This is a genomic window from Peribacillus sp. FSL H8-0477 (genome assembly GCF_038002765.1).
Lineage (GTDB): Bacteria > Bacillota > Bacilli > Bacillales > DSM-1321 > Peribacillus.
This window is the reverse complement of sequence record NZ_JBBODE010000001.1, coordinates 1921965-1939171: the sequence shown is the minus strand read 5'-3', so window position 1 is coordinate 1939171 and position 17207 is coordinate 1921965. Positions and strand designations below refer to the sequence as shown.

The 17207-nt window shown below is 40.7% G+C and carries 16 protein-coding genes and 1 riboswitch; of the genes, 14 read left to right on the top strand and 2 right to left on the bottom strand.

Annotation, left to right across the window (positions count from 1 at the left end; all coding sequences use genetic code 11):
- Positions 1-75 precede the first annotated feature (75 nt).
- The 3 genes from ggt to MHI18_RS09835 are packed head-to-tail and all read left to right on the top strand — an operon-like array spanning position 76 to position 2798.
- Positions 76-1686: a gamma-glutamyltransferase gene (gene ggt, locus MHI18_RS09845; protein ID WP_340847176.1), complete on the top strand. Its 1611-nt coding sequence runs from the start codon at positions 76-78 to the stop codon at positions 1684-1686.
- Positions 1687-1713: 27 nt separating this feature from the next.
- Positions 1714-2271, top strand: coding sequence for a chromate transporter (locus tag MHI18_RS09840; protein ID WP_340847175.1), 558 nt, complete (start codon positions 1714-1716; stop codon positions 2269-2271).
- Positions 2268-2798 carry a chromate transporter gene (locus MHI18_RS09835; RefSeq protein ID WP_340847174.1) on the top strand — a complete coding sequence of 177 codons (531 nt, stop codon included), beginning with the start codon at positions 2268-2270 and terminating at the stop codon, positions 2796-2798. The genes MHI18_RS09840 and MHI18_RS09835 overlap by 4 nt, the downstream gene beginning before the upstream one ends.
- Before the next feature lie 105 nt (positions 2799-2903).
- Here MHI18_RS09835 and MHI18_RS09830 read toward each other — a convergent pair whose 3' ends face one another.
- Positions 2904-3242: a helix-turn-helix domain-containing protein gene (locus MHI18_RS09830; protein ID WP_340847173.1), complete on the bottom strand. Its 339-nt coding sequence runs from the start codon at positions 3240-3242 to the stop codon at positions 2904-2906.
- A gap of 180 nt (positions 3243-3422) precedes the next feature.
- Here MHI18_RS09830 and MHI18_RS22160 point away from each other — a divergent pair, with 180 nt between their 5' ends.
- Together MHI18_RS22160 and MHI18_RS09825 are read left to right on the top strand one after the other, a co-directional pair.
- Entirely contained in the window at positions 3423-3656 is a 234-nt protein-coding gene (locus tag MHI18_RS22160) for an Sjogren's syndrome/scleroderma autoantigen 1 family protein (RefSeq protein WP_445669964.1), read from the top strand.
- Positions 3657-3850: 194 nt separating this feature from the next.
- Positions 3851-3935: riboswitch (cyclic di-GMP riboswitch) on the top strand.
- A 30-nt stretch (positions 3936-3965) separates the two neighbouring features.
- On the top strand, positions 3966-4112 hold the full coding sequence (locus MHI18_RS09825; protein WP_340847172.1) for an anti-repressor SinI family protein: 147 nt from the start codon (positions 3966-3968) through the stop codon (positions 4110-4112).
- Positions 4113-4178: 66 nt separating this feature from the next.
- Here MHI18_RS09825 and MHI18_RS09820 read toward each other — a convergent pair whose 3' ends face one another.
- On the bottom strand, positions 4179-4520 hold the full coding sequence (locus MHI18_RS09820) for a helix-turn-helix domain-containing protein (protein ID WP_340847640.1): 342 nt from the start codon (positions 4518-4520) through the stop codon (positions 4179-4181).
- 243 nt (positions 4521-4763) lie between these two features.
- Here MHI18_RS09820 and secA point away from each other — a divergent pair, with 243 nt between their 5' ends.
- The 9 genes from secA to MHI18_RS09775 all read left to right on the top strand — a co-directional run bounded on the left by secA (position 4764) and on the right by MHI18_RS09775 (position 16469).
- Positions 4764-7277: a preprotein translocase subunit SecA gene (secA, locus tag MHI18_RS09815; protein ID WP_340847171.1), complete on the top strand. Its 2514-nt coding sequence runs from the start codon at positions 4764-4766 to the stop codon at positions 7275-7277.
- 189 nt (positions 7278-7466) lie between these two features.
- Positions 7467-8565, top strand: a protein-coding gene (prfB, locus tag MHI18_RS09810) for a peptide chain release factor 2 (RefSeq protein ID WP_445669963.1) whose coding sequence is annotated in 2 segments (ribosomal slippage) — positions 7467-7538 and positions 7540-8565 — 1098 coding nt in all. Because the reading frame shifts where the segments join, the coding sequence is not laid out codon by codon here.
- A gap of 171 nt (positions 8566-8736) precedes the next feature.
- The gene (locus tag MHI18_RS09805; protein ID WP_340847169.1) at positions 8737-9600 is read left to right on the top strand and encodes a YitT family protein; all 864 of its coding nucleotides are present in this window, start codon (positions 8737-8739) and stop codon (positions 9598-9600) included.
- 44 nt (positions 9601-9644) lie between these two features.
- Complete coding sequence (gene cccB / locus MHI18_RS09800; RefSeq protein WP_340847168.1) at positions 9645-9968, top strand: cytochrome c551; 324 nt, start codon at positions 9645-9647, stop codon at positions 9966-9968.
- Between the two features lie 549 nt (positions 9969-10517).
- Positions 10518-11204, top strand: coding sequence for a cell division ATP-binding protein FtsE (gene ftsE / locus MHI18_RS09795; RefSeq protein ID WP_340847167.1), 687 nt, complete (start codon positions 10518-10520; stop codon positions 11202-11204).
- A complete protein-coding gene (gene ftsX, locus MHI18_RS09790) occupies positions 11194-12087 on the top strand; it encodes a permease-like cell division protein FtsX (protein WP_340847166.1) in 894 nt (297 codons plus the stop codon). The genes ftsE and ftsX overlap by 11 nt, the downstream gene beginning before the upstream one ends.
- A 132-nt stretch (positions 12088-12219) precedes the next feature.
- Entirely contained in the window at positions 12220-13569 is a 1350-nt protein-coding gene (locus MHI18_RS09785) for a murein hydrolase activator EnvC family protein (RefSeq protein ID WP_340847165.1), read from the top strand.
- 136 nt (positions 13570-13705) lie between these two features.
- The gene (locus tag MHI18_RS09780) at positions 13706-15136 is read left to right on the top strand and encodes a S41 family peptidase (RefSeq protein WP_340847164.1); all 1431 of its coding nucleotides are present in this window, start codon (positions 13706-13708) and stop codon (positions 15134-15136) included.
- Positions 15137-15269: 133 nt separating this feature from the next.
- A complete protein-coding gene (locus MHI18_RS09775) occupies positions 15270-16469 on the top strand; it encodes a PDZ domain-containing protein (RefSeq protein WP_340847163.1) in 1200 nt (399 codons plus the stop codon).
- Positions 16470-17207: the final 738 nt, after the last annotated feature.

The following is a 17207-nucleotide window of genomic DNA, read 5'->3' as shown; positions in this document are numbered from 1 at the left end:
CTTGTTTTACCTATTTTTTAAAAAAATAACAGATAATCTTTTTTGTATAATATAACTAATAAAGCGGGTGAAAAGATGGAGTTCAATTATCACAATCAGCCTTACAATTCGACTAGGCAAACTGTTTTTGGGAGAAATGGAATGGTCGCAACTTCTCAGCCGCTGGCCGCACAAGCGGGCTTAGATATTTTGAAAAAAGGCGGCAATGCTGTGGATGCAGCGATTGCTTCGGCTGCTGCTTTAACGGTTGTTGAACCGACGTCAAATGGAATAGGCGGTGATGCCTTTGCGCTTGTGTGGATGAAGGACAAGTTGTTCGGATTGAATGCGAGCGGTCCATCCCCACAATCCATTTCGATTGAAGCGGTGAAAGAACGAGGATATGAGACCATGCCTGTTCATGGGATGATCCCGGTTACAGTCCCTGGAGCTCCTGCAGCATGGGCAGAGCTTTCAGAAAAGTTTGGTCAATTGTCTCTCTCAGAAGTTTTGGAGCCTGCCATTCAATATGCGGAAGAAGGATACCCAGTCTCACCGGTTCTTGCTGCAAGCTGGAACGCAGCTTTTCAGCGCTATAAAAAGGAACTAATCACGGAAGAATATGAAGAATGGTTTAAAACATTTGCTCCAAATGGCCGGGCACCAAAAGCAGGAGAAATTTGGAGGTCTCCTCATCACGCAGATACGTTAAGAAAGCTTGCCGAATCGAATGGCGATAGCTTTTACTGTGGAGAGTTAGCTAAAAAGATATCTGATTTTTCAATAAAAAATCATGGTTTCCTATCTCTGGAGGATTTGAATAATTATCGGCCTCAATGGGTGGAACCGATTTCTGTTAACTACCGAGGGTACGATGTGTGGGAAATTCCCCCGAATGGTCAGGGGATTGTCACTCTTTCTGCCTTAAATATTGTTAAAGGCTTTCGTTTCTCAGAGAAAGAGGCAGTGGACACCTATCATAAGCAAATTGAGGCGATGAAGCTTGCTTATACGGATGGTAAGGCATTTATTACGGACCCGGAAGATATGAATATCAGTGTTGAGCAACTGCTGTCACCGGAATATGGTGAAACGCGCCGTCAGGAAATCGGCAAAGATGCGTTGCTCCCTCAGCCCTATGACCTTCCTAAGGGTGGAACGGTTTATTTAGCAACGGCAGATAAGGAAGGAAATATGGTATCCTTTATCCAAAGCAATTATATGGGATTCGGATCAGGTATCGTTGTACCAGGTACCGGTATTGCTCTGCAAAACCGCGGTTATGACTTTTCATTAGATCCAGAGCATATAAATGCATTAAAGCCAGGGAAAAAATCTTTTCACACGATCATCCCAGGTTTCTTGACGAAAGATGGTGAAGCAGTCGGTCCATTTGGTGTCATGGGTGGTTATATGCAGCCACAGGGACATATGCAGGTTGTCATGAATACGATTGATTTCCACTTACATCCTCAAGCGGCTCTTGATGCTCCGCGCTGGCAATGGGTAGGTGGAAAGACCATCCAGGTAGAACCTGATTTCCCACTTGATACCGTAGAGAACTTACGCGAAAGAGGGCACACTATTGAAGTGTCCCTTCATTCAGGGTCGTTTGGAAGAGGGCAGATTATTTGGCGTGATCGCATAACAGGTGTACTACAGGGTGGAACGGAACCACGTACGGATGGAATGGTTGCAGCCTGGTAGAGAATAAGAGAAAAAAAGGTGAGAGCAATGGAACAGAAACAAATCTTCATGGCCTTTTTTAGAGTAGGGATGCTTGGTTTCGGCGGCGGTCCTGCGGCTATTCCGCTTGTGCAAAAAGAAGTGGTGGATACATATAAATGGATGGATGCGGATGAATTTAGCGACATCCTAGCACTCGGCAATGCACTGCCTGGTCCAATTGCAACGAAGTTAGCTGGATACATTGGGTATCGCGTTGGCGGCGTGTGGGGCATGGTGAATGGTGTACTGGCGACGATTGTTCCAACCATCATTTTGATGATTGTCCTGCTGGCGAGTCTCAATGCCTTTCGTGATCAAGGCTGGGTAAAGGGCATGTCAACAGCCGTCGTGCCAGTGGTTGGAGTTATGCTTCTGACGATGACCATCGATTTTATCAAAAAATCAACACAATCCAGTCTAGGCTGGATATGGACCATCGTTTTTATAGTCGGTGGTTTAGTACTAATGGAGGTCCTTCATGTTCATCCTGCCATCTTAATCTTTGCCCTGTTAATTGGAGCTCTGCTCAAGCGGGATGCTAAGGAACGGGGGGCAGAAACATGATTTATCTGCAAATATTCTGGGCTTTCTTTATCTCGGGTATATTAGGGTATGGGGGCGGTCCGGCATCGATTCCTTTGATTGAAAAAGAAGTAGTAGATCGGTATGAATGGTTGTCGCTTCATGAATTTAGTGAAGTACTTGCCCTTGGCAATGCATTGCCAGGTCCGATTGCTACCAAGATGGCGGGTTACATTGGTTTTGAGCAAGCTGGTATTCTAGGAGCAGTCGTGGGCGTGTTTGCTGCGGTAGCACCATCGCTGCTCTTAATGATTGGACTCTTGGGTCTTCTGACCAAACACAAGGGCTCGTCAAAGGTTAAACGATTAACGGTTGTCGTGAGACCCGTAATTGCTGTCCTGCTTGGTGTGATGGCCTATGATTTCTTCTTTTCATCCTATGAGAGCATTGGAATTCTGCAGATGCTGGTAATAGGCGTCATCAGTTATTTACTGATGAATAAATGGAAGGTACATCCCGCTTATGTAATTGCGGCGGCGCTCTTGTATGGTGGGATTTTTCTTTCATAAGGAAAGCCTCTGAGTCAGGCCAGGAAATCCCGGCTTACGATTCAGGGGCTTTTTTTCTATCGCAAAAAGTGAACAAAGCCGACATTCTCCTCTTGGAATCGCTGGTTACTTTTTTTTCTGTCTAGAAATCTCTTTTTTAAAGCGGATAAAACTTAAATAGTAACGGAAGTCTTCTTTCGTCACACCTGTTTGGATGGCTTCAGCAAATAGATCATACCACTCATCATCGATTATATTAGGAGCTTGAGGAGGCGGTGACATGAGCTCTTCTAATGAAACATTTAATAAGGTTGAAATTTTACTTAACACCTTAATGGAGGGGTTTTGCTGAATACCACGTTCAATGTAACTCAAATAAGACTTCGAAATATCGGTTTCTTCAGCCATCTTTGTCAGCGAGTACCCTTTTTGTATACGAAGCGCCTTTATTTTTTTTCCTATCATTTAATCATCTTTCCTCCTCTCTACTCTGATTATACTCTATTAAGAACAATTAGTTCTTATAAAAATACAAAATCTATGTAATTAAGAGAAAATTCGGAAAAATAGTAGGATAACGCATGTTACGTAAAGAAAATAGCCAATTACGAGAGTTTATCTCATGAAAGGGTTCCATTATACTCAATGTACTTGTTCTTAAATAAGAACAAATTATCGTCAAAAAGTACAGAAGGGAGATGGGCCATGTTTCGTAAAAACTGTTATAGCTGTAACAGACCTTCATTCAGCAGTTCAAAAGAGGGACAATGGCTTTGTCCTGTCTGTGGTGAGGATTTAACTAAACAAAAAGTACATCAACCTGATAATATGGCACAAATAATGAGAACGCAAAATACCCAGAGGTACCAAAGAAATTAAGTTAGAAAGTACCATTAAAATTCTGTAACACACAAAAATTATAGGTAATGTTTACCTGTATGTTAAAGTGGAGATAAGAGAATAGTTAGAATAATGTAAAAAAATAATTGGTTCTATTTAGGATTGTCCGACAAAAAACAACAATGATTTTGAATCGCTTCCTTTATAATGAATGAACGGCAAAGGAAAAAGTTGGCAGAAAAAGGCAAACTTATTGAAAAATAAGGACGCAAAGTTTCGGGTCTAAGGTATCTACGCTAAGATGGCCGGGCTGCCTGAAATACGGTCGGTATTTTAGGAGGGATTGGATTGGTTCAAGCAAAGCTCGATCAAGAATGGGTAGAATTAATTCTGCAAGCGAGGCAGCTGGGACTCAAACAACAAGAAATTAAAGACTTCTTACAGGCAGAAAAAAAGGACAAGCAAGGGAAAGATAAAAAAACATGCGCCCTTTAAATGAAGAAACCCCTTAAGCAAACTGATTTTAGTTAAAAATCGGCTTGCTTAAGGGATTTTTTTATTTCATCCTTCGTGATCAGTTTTATCTTCTTGTGTTGCTTTCCATTTTTGAAACTCAAGGTACTCTTTGAACTGATCTTTAGATACACCTGATGCCATTGCTTGCTGGACGATCGCCATCCATTCAGTATCTAAGTTATCCGTGTTCGGCTCATCATGTAATAGAGAGTCAACTGGAATATCCAATACGGCAGAAATCTTTTCGAGAAATTGAATGGAAGGATTCGATTGCAAATTGCGTTCAATTGAACTTAAGTAGGACTTAGCAACGCCTGCTTTATCGGCTACTTCAGTCATAGACATACGCTTTTGCTGCCGGTATTTTTTAACTCGTTCTCCTATCACAATCATCACATCCTACATCTTTCTATTTATATGGAAGACTTTCCATTTTTCTTTATTTTCATTCTACCAGTTCCCCTATGGGTAAATCCATAGTTTTCTTAGATAGATGAAGTTGTACCTAAAAACGTAAAGTGGTAATATTAAGGGGATACCAGAGTGATTTACGTGATAATAAGCAGAAGTCCTATTTTCTGTTCACTTATAGATAAGGTCGATTATCTTTCTAAAGAGGAGACTTACTGAATGCTGAATATATTAAATAAAGTGTTTGATCCGAATAAACGCGACGTGAAACGTCTAGAAAAAAAGGCAGATCAAATTGAAGCACTTGCCGATCAGACAGCTGCTTTATCGGATGAACAGCTTCGTGCAAAAACAGAAGAATTTAAAGAACGGTACCAAAAGGGAGAAAGTGTCGATGAGCTATTAGTAGAAGCTTTCGCTGTGGTTCGTGAAGGAGCCAAGCGGGCACTTGGGATGTTCCCGTTCCGCGTTCAGCTCATGGGGGGGATTGCTCTTCATGAAGGAAATATCGCTGAAATGAAAACCGGTGAAGGTAAAACGTTGACATCAACCATGCCCGTGTATCTGAATGCCCTAACAGGCAAAGGGGTACATGTCGTGACGGTCAACGAATACTTAGCTAGTCGTGATGCTGAGGAAATGGGTCAGCTCTTTGAATTTCTTGGCTTAACGGTTGGCTTGAATACAAATGGTCTTTCTAAGGAAGAAAAACAAGAAGCTTACCAAGCAGACATTACCTATAGTACGAATAATGAGCTTGGATTTGATTACTTGCGTGATAACATGGTCCTTTATAAAGAACAAATGACACAGCGTCCGCTTCATTATGCCGTGATCGATGAAGTCGATTCGATTTTAATTGATGAAGCACGAACTCCGCTGATCATTTCTGGTTCTGCTCAAAAGTCTGCCCAACTCTATATTCAAGCAAATGCTTTTGTGCGTACCCTGACAAAAGAAACGCATTATACGTATGATGAAAAAACAAAAGGTGTTCAGCTTACAGAAGAAGGAATGAACCGAGCTGAATCTGCGTTTAATATTGATAACTTATTTGAAATCACAAATGTTGTGCTTAATCACCATATCAATCAAGCCTTAAAGGCACATGCAACGATGCATTTGGATATTGATTATGTTGTCCAAGAGGGCGAAATCATTATTGTTGACCAATTTACAGGTCGTTTAATGAAGGGACGTCGTTATAGTGATGGTCTTCATCAGGCAATTGAAGCGAAGGAAGGCCTCGAGATTCAAAATGAGAGCATGACACTTGCAACGATTACCTTCCAAAACTACTTCCGGATGTACGATAAGCTGTCTGGGATGACGGGTACAGCGAAAACGGAAGAAGAAGAGTTTCGTAATATCTATAATATGAATGTCATCAGCATTCCGACTAATCAAGAAATTATCAGGGATGACCGGGCTGATTTAATCTATGCATCAATGGATGGGAAATTCCGTGCGGTTGTTGAAGAAATTGCGGAACGTCACGCCAAAGGGCAGCCAATGCTAGTGGGTACAGTAGCCATTGAAACATCAGAAATCATATCGAACTACTTAACGAAAAAAGGAATCATGCATAATGTGTTAAATGCGAAAAACCATGAGCGTGAAGCAGAAATCATCGCCAACGCCGGCCAACTAGGAGCAGTTACCATTGCGACAAACATGGCTGGTCGTGGTACCGACATCAAACTGGGTGATGGTGTCATTGAGGCAGGCGGTTTGGCTGTTATTGGTACGGAACGTCATGAAAGCCGACGGATTGATAATCAGCTTCGTGGGCGTGCTGGACGTCAAGGGGATCCGGGTATGACTCAGTTCTACTTATCCATGGAAGATGAATTGATGCGTCGTTTTGGTTCTGATAACATGAAAGCGATGATGACTCGTTTAGGTATGGATGATAACGAGCCAATTCAAAGCAAAATGGTATCAAAAGCAGTAGAATCAGCTCAAAAACGTGTAGAAGGAAATAACTTTGATGCGCGTAAACAATTGCTTCAATATGATGATGTTCTTCGCCAACAGCGGGAAATTATTTATAAACAACGCTTTGACGTGCTTGATAGTGAAAACCTTCGTTCCATTGTTGAAACGATGCTTACTTCGTCTATTCAACGTTCGGTGGCAGTATTAACACAAACTACTGAGGAAGAAACAGAAGTGAATCTACAGTCAATCGCTGATTATGCACAAGGAAATCTCTTTGATGAAGGCGAAGTAACAGCGTCTGATCTTAAAGACAAGGATGCTGAAGAAATTTCTGCCTTCCTGATTGATAAAGTTCTTCAGAAATATAATGAAAAAGAAGAGCAATTATCTGCTGAACAAATGCGTGAATTCGAAAAAGTAATTGTCCTCCGTGCGGTAGACAGTAAATGGATGGATCATATCGATGCGATGGAGCAATTACGTCAAGGAATTCATCTTCGTGCCTATGGCCAAATTGATCCGCTTCGTGAATACCAGCAAGAAGGCTTTGCGATGTTTGAGGCAATGATTACTGCGATTGAAGATGATGTAGCGAAATACATTATGAAAGCAGAAATCCGTAATAACCTCGAACGCCAAGAAGTCATTAAGGGAGAAGCGGTTAATCCAAAGGAAGACGGAGAAGCGGTTAAGAAAAAACCGGCTCGAAAAAAGGCGGATGTTGGACGTAATGCCTTATGCCCATGCGGCAGCGGGAAAAAATATAAAAACTGTCACGGTAAATTGGAATAAACAGAGGAAACTAAAGTCCAGTTTTGTGACAGAAGAGGCAGCCAAATCACATTTATGCGTTGCCTCTTTTGTTTTGCTTCAATGTGGCAGTTGCTTATCGGCCTGTCTTTGGCTTATAGTTACAGAGGAAGAAACAATCAATGAACGAGTTAATATATTGTCTTTTTAAACTATTATGAGGTGAGAAATATGGAATTAGCAGATATCAGAAACGAACTTGAAAAAACCGCTAGGCGACTAACGGACTTTAGGGGGTCTCTTTGACTTAGAAGAGAAGGAAGCCCGTATTGCTGAATTAGAAAACGAGATGACTCATCCTGATTTTTGGAATGATCAACAAGCAGCGCAAGGCGTCATTAATGAAACGAATGTGTTGAAAGAAATAGTTGGTGAGCTTGCTGAACTTAATGATTCATATGAAAATCTTGATTTAACGTTCGAATTGGTGAAAGAAGAAAGTGATGAAGAGCTTCAAGCTGAATTAGAAGAAGAAATCATGGTTCTTTCTAAAAAGATGAATGAATTTGAATTGCAACTGTTATTAAGTGAAGAATATGATAGCAAAAATGCGATTCTTGAACTTCATCCAGGAGCAGGCGGAACAGAGTCTCAGGACTGGGGTTCTATGCTGCTTCGTATGTATACAAGATGGGGTGAAAAGCGCGGCTTTAAAGTCGAAACACTAGATTATCTGCCAGGAGATGAAGCGGGAATTAAGAGTGTAACGCTTCTTTTCAAAGGTCATAACGCGTATGGCTATTTAAAAGCAGAAAAAGGTGTTCATCGTCTTGTTCGAATTTCACCGTTTGATTCATCAGGCCGCCGTCATACTTCGTTTGTTTCATGTGAAGTAATGCCAGAATTTGATGAAACGATTAATATCGAAATTCGTACCGAAGATTTGAGAATTGATACGTACCGTGCAACAGGTGCTGGCGGACAGCATATTAATACAACAGACTCAGCTGTTCGGATTACACATCTACCTACAGGTGTGGTCGTTACCTGCCAATCTGAACGTTCTCAAATCAAAAACAAAGCACAAGCCATGAAACTGCTGCAAGCTAAATTGTATCAGCGTGAGATTGAGCAGCAACAAGCAGATCTTGATGAAATCCGCGGCGAACAAAAGGAAAATGGCTGGGGAAGCCAGATCCGTTCGTACGTATTCCATCCGTACTCAATGGTTAAAGATCATCGTACCAGCACGGAATCTGGGAATGTCCAGGGTGTTATGGACGGTGACATCGATCAGTTTATTGATGCCTATCTTCGTTCAAAATTATAAGACTCATGACTGGCAGGGGTTTTCCCCTGCCAGTTTTTTCTTTGAGCAGCCTTTGTTCCTTTACCGCTTTATCCGGATGCCATTTACTAGCGAGTTTTGGAATGCTATACTACTTTCGGCTATCAAAGGAAGTACGGACTAACGTAGTCCTGTCATAGAGGAGAGAATATAATGAATAGAAGGTATCGAGGACCAAAGCATCCCATGTTGGAAAAACTGATTGAATATGGGTTAGTTTTGATAGGATCGGCGATTATTGCGATTGGATTTAATGTATTTCTACTCCCCAATCGAATTGCTTCTGGCGGCGTAAGCGGAATTAGTACGATTACTGATGCGCTCATGCACTGGGAGCCGGCATTTGTGCAATGGGCGTTTAATATCCCATTATTCATTGCAGGATTAATTTTCCTCGGTATGCATTTTGGCGCGAAATCACTTGTGGGCACACTATTTCTTCCTTTTATCGTGTTTCTAACGAAAGATTGGGAACCTTGGACAGAGGATGCGCTTTTAGGGGCTATTTGCGGGGGAATCATGGTTGGACTCGGACTTGGTATTGTCTTTCGCGGGAAGGCATCAACGGGGGGAACGGATCTAGCCGCTCAGATTATCCATAAATACACCCATTTTTCGTTAGGAACATGTGTCGCAATGATTGATGGATTAATTGTTTTATGGGCAGCAATCGTGTTTGATATTGAACAAGGACTCTATGCGTTAATTGGGTTATATGTAACAAGCAAAACGATTGATTTAATTCAAGTAGGGATACATCGTTCCAAAACGGTCATGATCATTACGAATAACGAAGTCGAAGTTCGAGATGCGATTATCAATGAAATCAATCGAGGGGTGACTCGTCTTACAGGTATGGGAGGATATACGGATGATGCTCGCCCATTATTAATGTGTGTGGTCGATCAATCAGAATTCACCAAATTGAAACAATTGATTAAAACCGTGGATCCAAAGGCTTTTGTCGTCGTAATGGATGCTTCTGAAGTTCTGGGAGAAGGATTTAAACCAGCTTAATCTGCTATAATATTCCTAAGGGACTTACAGAGGAGGCAAAAGACATGAATAAAAAAATGCTAGGAATCTTACTAGGTACAACACTTATGCTGACTGCATGCGGCGGCGGAGACGAAAGCAAAGAACCTGCAGGAGATTCGACTCAAACAGCAAGCGCTGAAGAAAAGCTCTATGAAAGAAGCTGCGCAGGCTGTCATGGAAATAATCTTGAAGGTGCAGCTGGACCTGAACTAAGTACCGTCGGATCAAAACTATCAAAAGAAGACATTGAAACCATTATTGCAGAAGGAAAAGGAATCATGCCTCCAGAAGTTCTAAAAGGTGAAGACGCTGCGAATGTAGCAGCTTGGCTCGCAGAAAAAAAATAAGTACCGAGGCCCTGCTGAGCGTAAGCAGGGTTATTTTATTTTATTCCATTTTATGACACGATATATGGGATAAAATGTTTTTGAACTTTACCTTGTTGCAACAATTAACTAATCCCATTATTTACCTAAAACTAAGCCGTTTATCCTAGAGTTTAAAAAGGATTTTTACTAAAAAATAACGGGTAAAGTGCTTATATCATAGTCTATTCACGGTAAAGACTAATCAGGAATTACTTTCCACCTAAACAAAATTCAAGGAAAATAATTGTGTAAAATGACCTAAAAAGAAATTGAAATTTTTTCAAAAAGATAGGTCTTTTTATTTATGGATTTTTAAACTCTGTTTCATCTAAATGAAATGAAACTGTAATATATAATTGCTTATTTTGACGAAAATTGATGATATAATGTTTTAGAACCTAAAAACAGGGCAAACCTGTTTATTTTTTTGGTTTTAACAGCGACTAAAGTATATTTACGAGCTTTTAATGACAGCATGACTTACTATTCAACATGAATAAATTTAAGAGCTGATTAGGTGGTATATATATGATAGAAATGATTGATGTAAAGAAAACTTATCCTAATGGTGTAAGTGCCATTGGTGGAATTAATGTAAAAATTAAACCGGGTGAATTCGTATATGTTGTAGGAACAAGTGGTGCCGGTAAATCAACGTTCATCAAAATGATGTACAGAGAAGAGCGTCCGACATCAGGAAATATTATTGTCAATGGTGTGAGTTTACCAAAACTGAGGAATACAAAAGTTCCATTGTTTCGTAGAAATATCGGAGTCGTATTCCAAGATTACAAATTGCTGCAAACATTATCTGTTTATGAAAATGTAGCATTTGCGATGGAGGTTATCGAACGTACACCCGCAGAAATAAAGAAACGTGTAATGGAAGTCCTCGATCTCGTTGGACTCAAACATAAAGTAAGAATGCTGCCAACAGAGCTTTCTGGAGGAGAGCAGCAAAGGATTTCCATCGCGCGTTCAATTGTCAATTCACCGAAAATCGTGATTGCCGATGAACCGACAGGAAACCTAGATCCAGAAACATCATGGGAGATTATGAATATCTTCGAACAAATCAACAAGAATGGAACGACTGTCGTCATGGCCACTCATAATCGGGATATTGTTAATAATATGCCGCATAGAGTTATTGCCATTGAAGAAGGACAAATCGTTCGTGACGAGCAACGAGGTGAATACGGATATGAAAATTAGAACGTTGAACCGACATCTGCGTGAGAGTGGGAAGAATCTTTCCCGTAACGGCTGGATGACATTCGCATCCGTTAGTGCCGTGACTGTAACGCTTCTTCTTGTCGGTGTGTTTTTTGTCATTATGATGAACTTAAATCACATAGCCAGTAATGTTGAAAAAGATGTAGAAGTAAAGGTATATCTGGATCCAGCAGCAAGTGAGGATGATCGAGAGCTGCTTGAGCAGCAATTGACTCAACTAAAGGAAGTTGAAAAGGTAACCTATTCACCTAAGGAAGAAGAATTAACTCAGTTAATCAAAGACCTTGGTGATGATGGTGATGCGTTTAAATTGTTCGAACAGGACAATCCACTGCGAAATGCATTCATCCTCAAAACAAAAGTACCAGAGGATGTTATCCCTGTAGCTAAGAATGTAAAGAAATATCATTACGTACAAGATGTTATCTACGGAGAGGGATATGTTGAAAAACTGTTTAACGTCGTTGAAACGGCACGTAATATTGGGATTGTCTTAATTATTGGCTTATTATTCACTGCCATGTTCTTAATCTCAAATACCATTAAAATTACCATCATGGCAAGAAAACGAGAAATAGAGATTATGAGATTAGTGGGAGCAACGAATACGTTTATCCGCTGGCCGTTCTTCTTAGAAGGATTATGGTTGGGTATTCTAGGATCAATCGTCCCAATTGCTTTAATCGCAACGTCTTATTCTTACTTATATAATTATTTGACACCGTTGATTTCAATCAAATTTGTTGATTTCCTTCCGGTAAGCCCATTTGTTTATCAAATATCTGCGATTCTAATTATTTTAGGAGGACTGATTGGGGTTTGGGGAAGCTTGATGTCAGTTAGAAAGTTCTTAAAAATATAAACAATAGAATAGCTGAGCCGAATTTGGCCCAGCTCCTTCTCTTTTTATGTACCACTACAGAGAAGCCAACAAGCTGCGACAAAAAATGACGAGCCATTGGATAGTCTGACGGGAAGAAAGGGGAACAGGGAATTGAAAAAGAAAATTGTAGCACTTAGCACGGCACTTACACTTGGTTTGGGGAGTATGTTTTCCATCCAGCATGCAGATGCCGAATCGATTAAAGAAATGCAGGAAAAGACAAAGAAGATTGAGGAACAACAATCAGGGGTAATATCGGATATTAATAGAGCCGATCAAGACATTAATAAATTACAGAATCAACAAGAAACGGTTGAACAACAAATACATAGACTTGAATTAGCTATTAACGATTCAACTCAAAAAATTGCTGAAAAAAACATACAGATTGAAGAAACAAAAGAAGAAATTGAAGCTCTTAAGGCTGAAATTATCGTTTTAAAAGAAAGAATTGCAAAGCGTAACGAAGTGCTTAAAGAACGTGCGGTATCGCTTCAGGAGTCTGGCGGAAATGTCAGCTATTTAGAAGTACTGCTTGGATCATCTAGTTTTAGTGACTTCATTGGTCGTGTGGGAGCGGTAGCGACTATCGTAGAGGCTGATCAAGAAATCTTAAAACAGCATGAGATTGATAAGAAGGACCTTGAAGATAAACAGAATTCTGTTGAAACGAAATTAAGTAATCTTGAATCAATGCGAGCAGAGCTTGAAGACATGAAGAGTCAGTTAACAGCTCAAAAGGGACAGAAAGATAAGTTGATGGCTCAACTCGAAGAAAAAGAGCATGACGCACATGAACTGAAAATGAACCTTAAAGAAGAAGAAGAAAATCTGGCTGCTCAAGCAAGTGCAATGAAAGAAGCCATTAACCTTGAGAAAAATCGTCTAGCTGAATTAGAAGCTGCAAGGAAAAAAGCAGCAGCAGAAGCGAAGAAACGTGCAGCAGAAGCAGCAGCTGCAGCAGCTGCGAAACAAAGTGCACCAAGCGCTAAAAACTCAAGCTCATCATCATCTGCACCATCTTCAAACACACCAGCTGTAACATCAGCACCGCCTGTTTCATCTGGACAATTTACTCGTCCAAGTGCAGGTAGAGTAACATCACAAATTGGTTCTCGTTGGAACAAATTCCATGCGGGTATTGATATTGCTCAATCAGGAACGGTTCCAGTAGTAGCAGCAGCAGACGGTGTTGTTATCCGTTCATATCTATCAAGTTCTTATGGCAACTGTATCATGGTATCCCACTCAATTGGCGGTCAAACATATACTACAGTGTATGCACATTTGAATTCGCGTAACGTTGGTACTGGACAAGTTGTTGCAAAAGGACAACAAATCGGAATCATGGGAAATACAGGTCATTCATACGGACAGCATTTACATTTCGAATTGCATAAAGGTGCATGGAATGTATCAAAAACAAATGCTGTTAATCCTTTAAACTACGTATCTATGTAATCTATACCCATATAGCAAGAGAAAAAACCAGCTTGTCCGTATTTGGACAAGCTGGTTTTTTTAGGTGCTCTAGAATGCATAAATCGTACAAGCTATTCATATAGTGAAATACACAATGCAAACAAAGGAGACCACTATGGGTAAAAAATGGATTCTTCCACTCGCAATCGTATTATCACTATTGCTCGGGGCACTTGGCGGAGCCTATTATACCGAGATGATGACTGCTGATGAACCAATAAAACAGGAAAAGAAAGAAGGTGTGGCAAATCAAGAATGGATTAAAGTTGAAGCTGCCTACCAGCTCATTAAAAATCAATATGTAGAAAAGGTAGGGAGTACACAGCTCGTTGAAGGCGCCATTCAAGGAATGCTTGCAACACTTAAAGATCCATACTCCGTCTATATGGATAAACAAACAGCGAATCAATTCAGCGAGTCACTTGATTCAACCTTTGAAGGCATCGGAACGGAAATTGGGGTAGAAGATAATAAAATCATCATCGTTGCCCCATATAAAGATTCTCCCGCTGAAAAAGCCGGCTTAAAGCCAAGAGATCAGTTATTAAAGGTAAATGGTGAGAGCATCGAAGGCTTGAATCTAGAAGAGACCAGACTAAAAATTCGTGGAAAAAAAGGGACTTCCGTTAGTCTCGAAATTAAGCGACAAGGAGCAGTTCGTCCAATCACACTGAATATTACACGTGAAGAAATCCCGGTTGATACAGTTTTTTCATCAACTCTCGAGAGTAATAATGAACAGATTGGTTATATTGATATAACGCTATTCTCGGAGAAAACCGCGACAGATTTTAAAAGACAGTTGAAGGATCTCGAGAATAAAGGAATCGAAGGGCTCATTATCGATGTCCGCGGAAATCCTGGTGGATTATTGAAGAGTGTTGAGAACATTCTAGGGGTACTCATTCCGAAGGATAAGCCCATTTTACAAATTGCCGAACGAACAGGTAAGGTACAAACGTTTTCCACTGAGCTCAAGCAGAGAAAGAGCTACCCGATTGTTGTTCTAACCGATAATGGTAGTGCGTCTGCTTCAGAAATATTGGCGGGAGCATTACAAGAAGCAGGCGGTTACAAAGTAATTGGTGAACGTACTTTTGGTAAAGGGACCGTTCAACAGGCTGTTCCTATGGGCGACGGCAGTAATATAAAGATTTCGCTGTTTAAATGGCTGACGCCAAATGGAAATTGGATTCACAAAGTGGGAATTGCACCGAATATTGAAGTCCATCAACCAACGTATTTTACCGCACATCAGTTAGAAGTAGACAAACCTTTCGAACGTGATATGAATGATGAAAAAATTAAGCATGCTCAAGAAATGCTAAAAGCAATCGGATTTGTGCCTGGGCGTACGGATGGGTACTTTAGTTCAAAAACAGAAACAGCACTTAAAGCTTTTCAACGACATAAAGGATTAAACGTGACGGGAGAGCTGGATAACCAGACAGCAGAGGAGCTTACGGCTTCGATCACAGAAAAAATTCGTGATAAACAGAACGATGTTCAACTGCGGACCGCTTTAAAGATTGTCTCAAGAGAATAGGAGAAGTTGAGCCCATATAGCTGGGCTCTTTTTTTGGTACATGCTAGGCATCAGTATGTAATCTTTGATAGAATAGAGAATAGTATATTTTTAGTATATAGGAAAGAAGATAGAAGAAAGATGGTGATGTATCGTGACTGAGGAATGGCTGATAGAATGCTTAAGGGGAATTGGAATTCTTTTTATCCATCCGTTATTGTATGTATCCATTATTATCGCTCTAGCAATCGGAGTCATCCGTGTCCAACGAGAGCGTCGTGATTTTAACATTCGCATCTATCGTAAAAGTACGGAATTACGGCAGCTTTTACCGCAGGGAATTCTTTGGGGGCTGATCCTTTCACTGTTTACACTCGGTACAGGCCTTGTTGTTCCACCGGCAGTTCTTGTTATAGTGGGTGCAGTAAGCATATTGCTAGCCTTCACGCTAAAGATGAGATTACTCTCACCAGCGTATAGCGTCAGTATCAGCTTTTTCCTATTAGTTATTCTCTATACATATGGGGGAGAGATAGAGTGGCCGTTCTTTGATGAATATTTTCAGGACATTGATACCGCAGTTTATCCGACTGTAGCGATTTTGCTAGGTCTCTTGTTATTTGCAGAAGGCTTCTTAATAGCAAAAAATGCTATTAAAAAACCGTCTCCTGGACTAGTTATCTCAAAGCGCGGGCAGACTGTCGGCAGATATGCATCGAGAAGAATCTGGATGGTTCCGTTATTTGTCTTCATCCCCGGCGGTAATTTACCGGCTCCATTTGACTGGTTCCCCGTTTTCGCAATTGACGGTCAGTTGATCACACCAATTGTCATTCCGTTCTTAATTGGTTTTTCGCAAAAAGTACAAGGGATACTTCCAGAAACGGCCATTAAAGCGAGTGGACGACAGGTTATCCTTCTTGGAACAGTGGTATTAGCTGTTGCGGTTGGCGGGTACTGGTATCCATACATGTCAATCATATCGGTCGTAATCGGTTTAATTGGCCGGGAAGGCATTTATTACTTAAGAAAAAGAAGCGATCGAAATTTGCCTATCTACTTCTCAAGAAGTAAGCTTGGCGTACGTATTCTGGGTGTCATTCCAGAAACGCCAGCCCAAAAAATGGGCTTGGAACTTGGAGAAATTGTCACGAAAGTCAATGGCATTCATGTCACGGACGAACGTAAATTCTACAAAGCATTACAGAAAAACCGAGCCCACTGTAAACTGGAAGTAGTCGGCAACAACCAACAAATCCGCTATGTCCAGCGTGCCCTCTTTGAAGGCGAACACCACGAACTAGGACTGCTCTTCACAGAAAACCAAACCAAAGAAACCGACCAAGTCGGGTAATGAAGAAGAGGCTTTTAAAGCCTCTTCTTTTTATTTCTTATTAAGGGAATTTGGGGAAAAACCTGATGAAATAAGCTTGATATGAATACACATTCGGCAGTAACTCAGAAAAGTTCTGCTCCTACGTGTAATATGGGTGGATCCTGTTGTACTGGTTTATGAAAAAGTGTAACCTGCTCTATTTAAAGCCTTTTGTATGTATAGATGCATTTTGAGAAAACACGTTGAAATAGGTTGGCTGCTTGGCTGCCAGCTGCCCGTATCTACTGGATAGATCTCAATTTAATCTCCCATTCTGCAACTCGTTGATATTCTTCCCTACACTTAGAAATGGAGAATAGCTGAACGGATGGGTTTATGAAAAGGTGTACCCTGCTCTATTTCATCTAAAATTTCAAAGCCTTTTCGTATTTAATAGACCCTTTTTGGCAAAACACATTGAAATAAGTTGGCTGCTGGGCAGGAGGCTGACCGAATCTATTGGATGGAGCTAATATGGTGACACATTCGGCCCAAAACCCGATTTATTCGGCCCATATGAATAAACATTCGGCCCAAACTTCCTAACATTCAGCCCAAACTGCTAAAGATTCGTCCCTCGCGATATCTCCGATTGAACGGTTTTTTGAAAAAGTGTAATCTGCTCTATTTTAGTTGGATACCAAAGTCATTTCGTATGTTAATTACTCATTCTGGAGAAAACCAGCTGAACTGAGAGGATTTTTGGCAGGCAGCTGC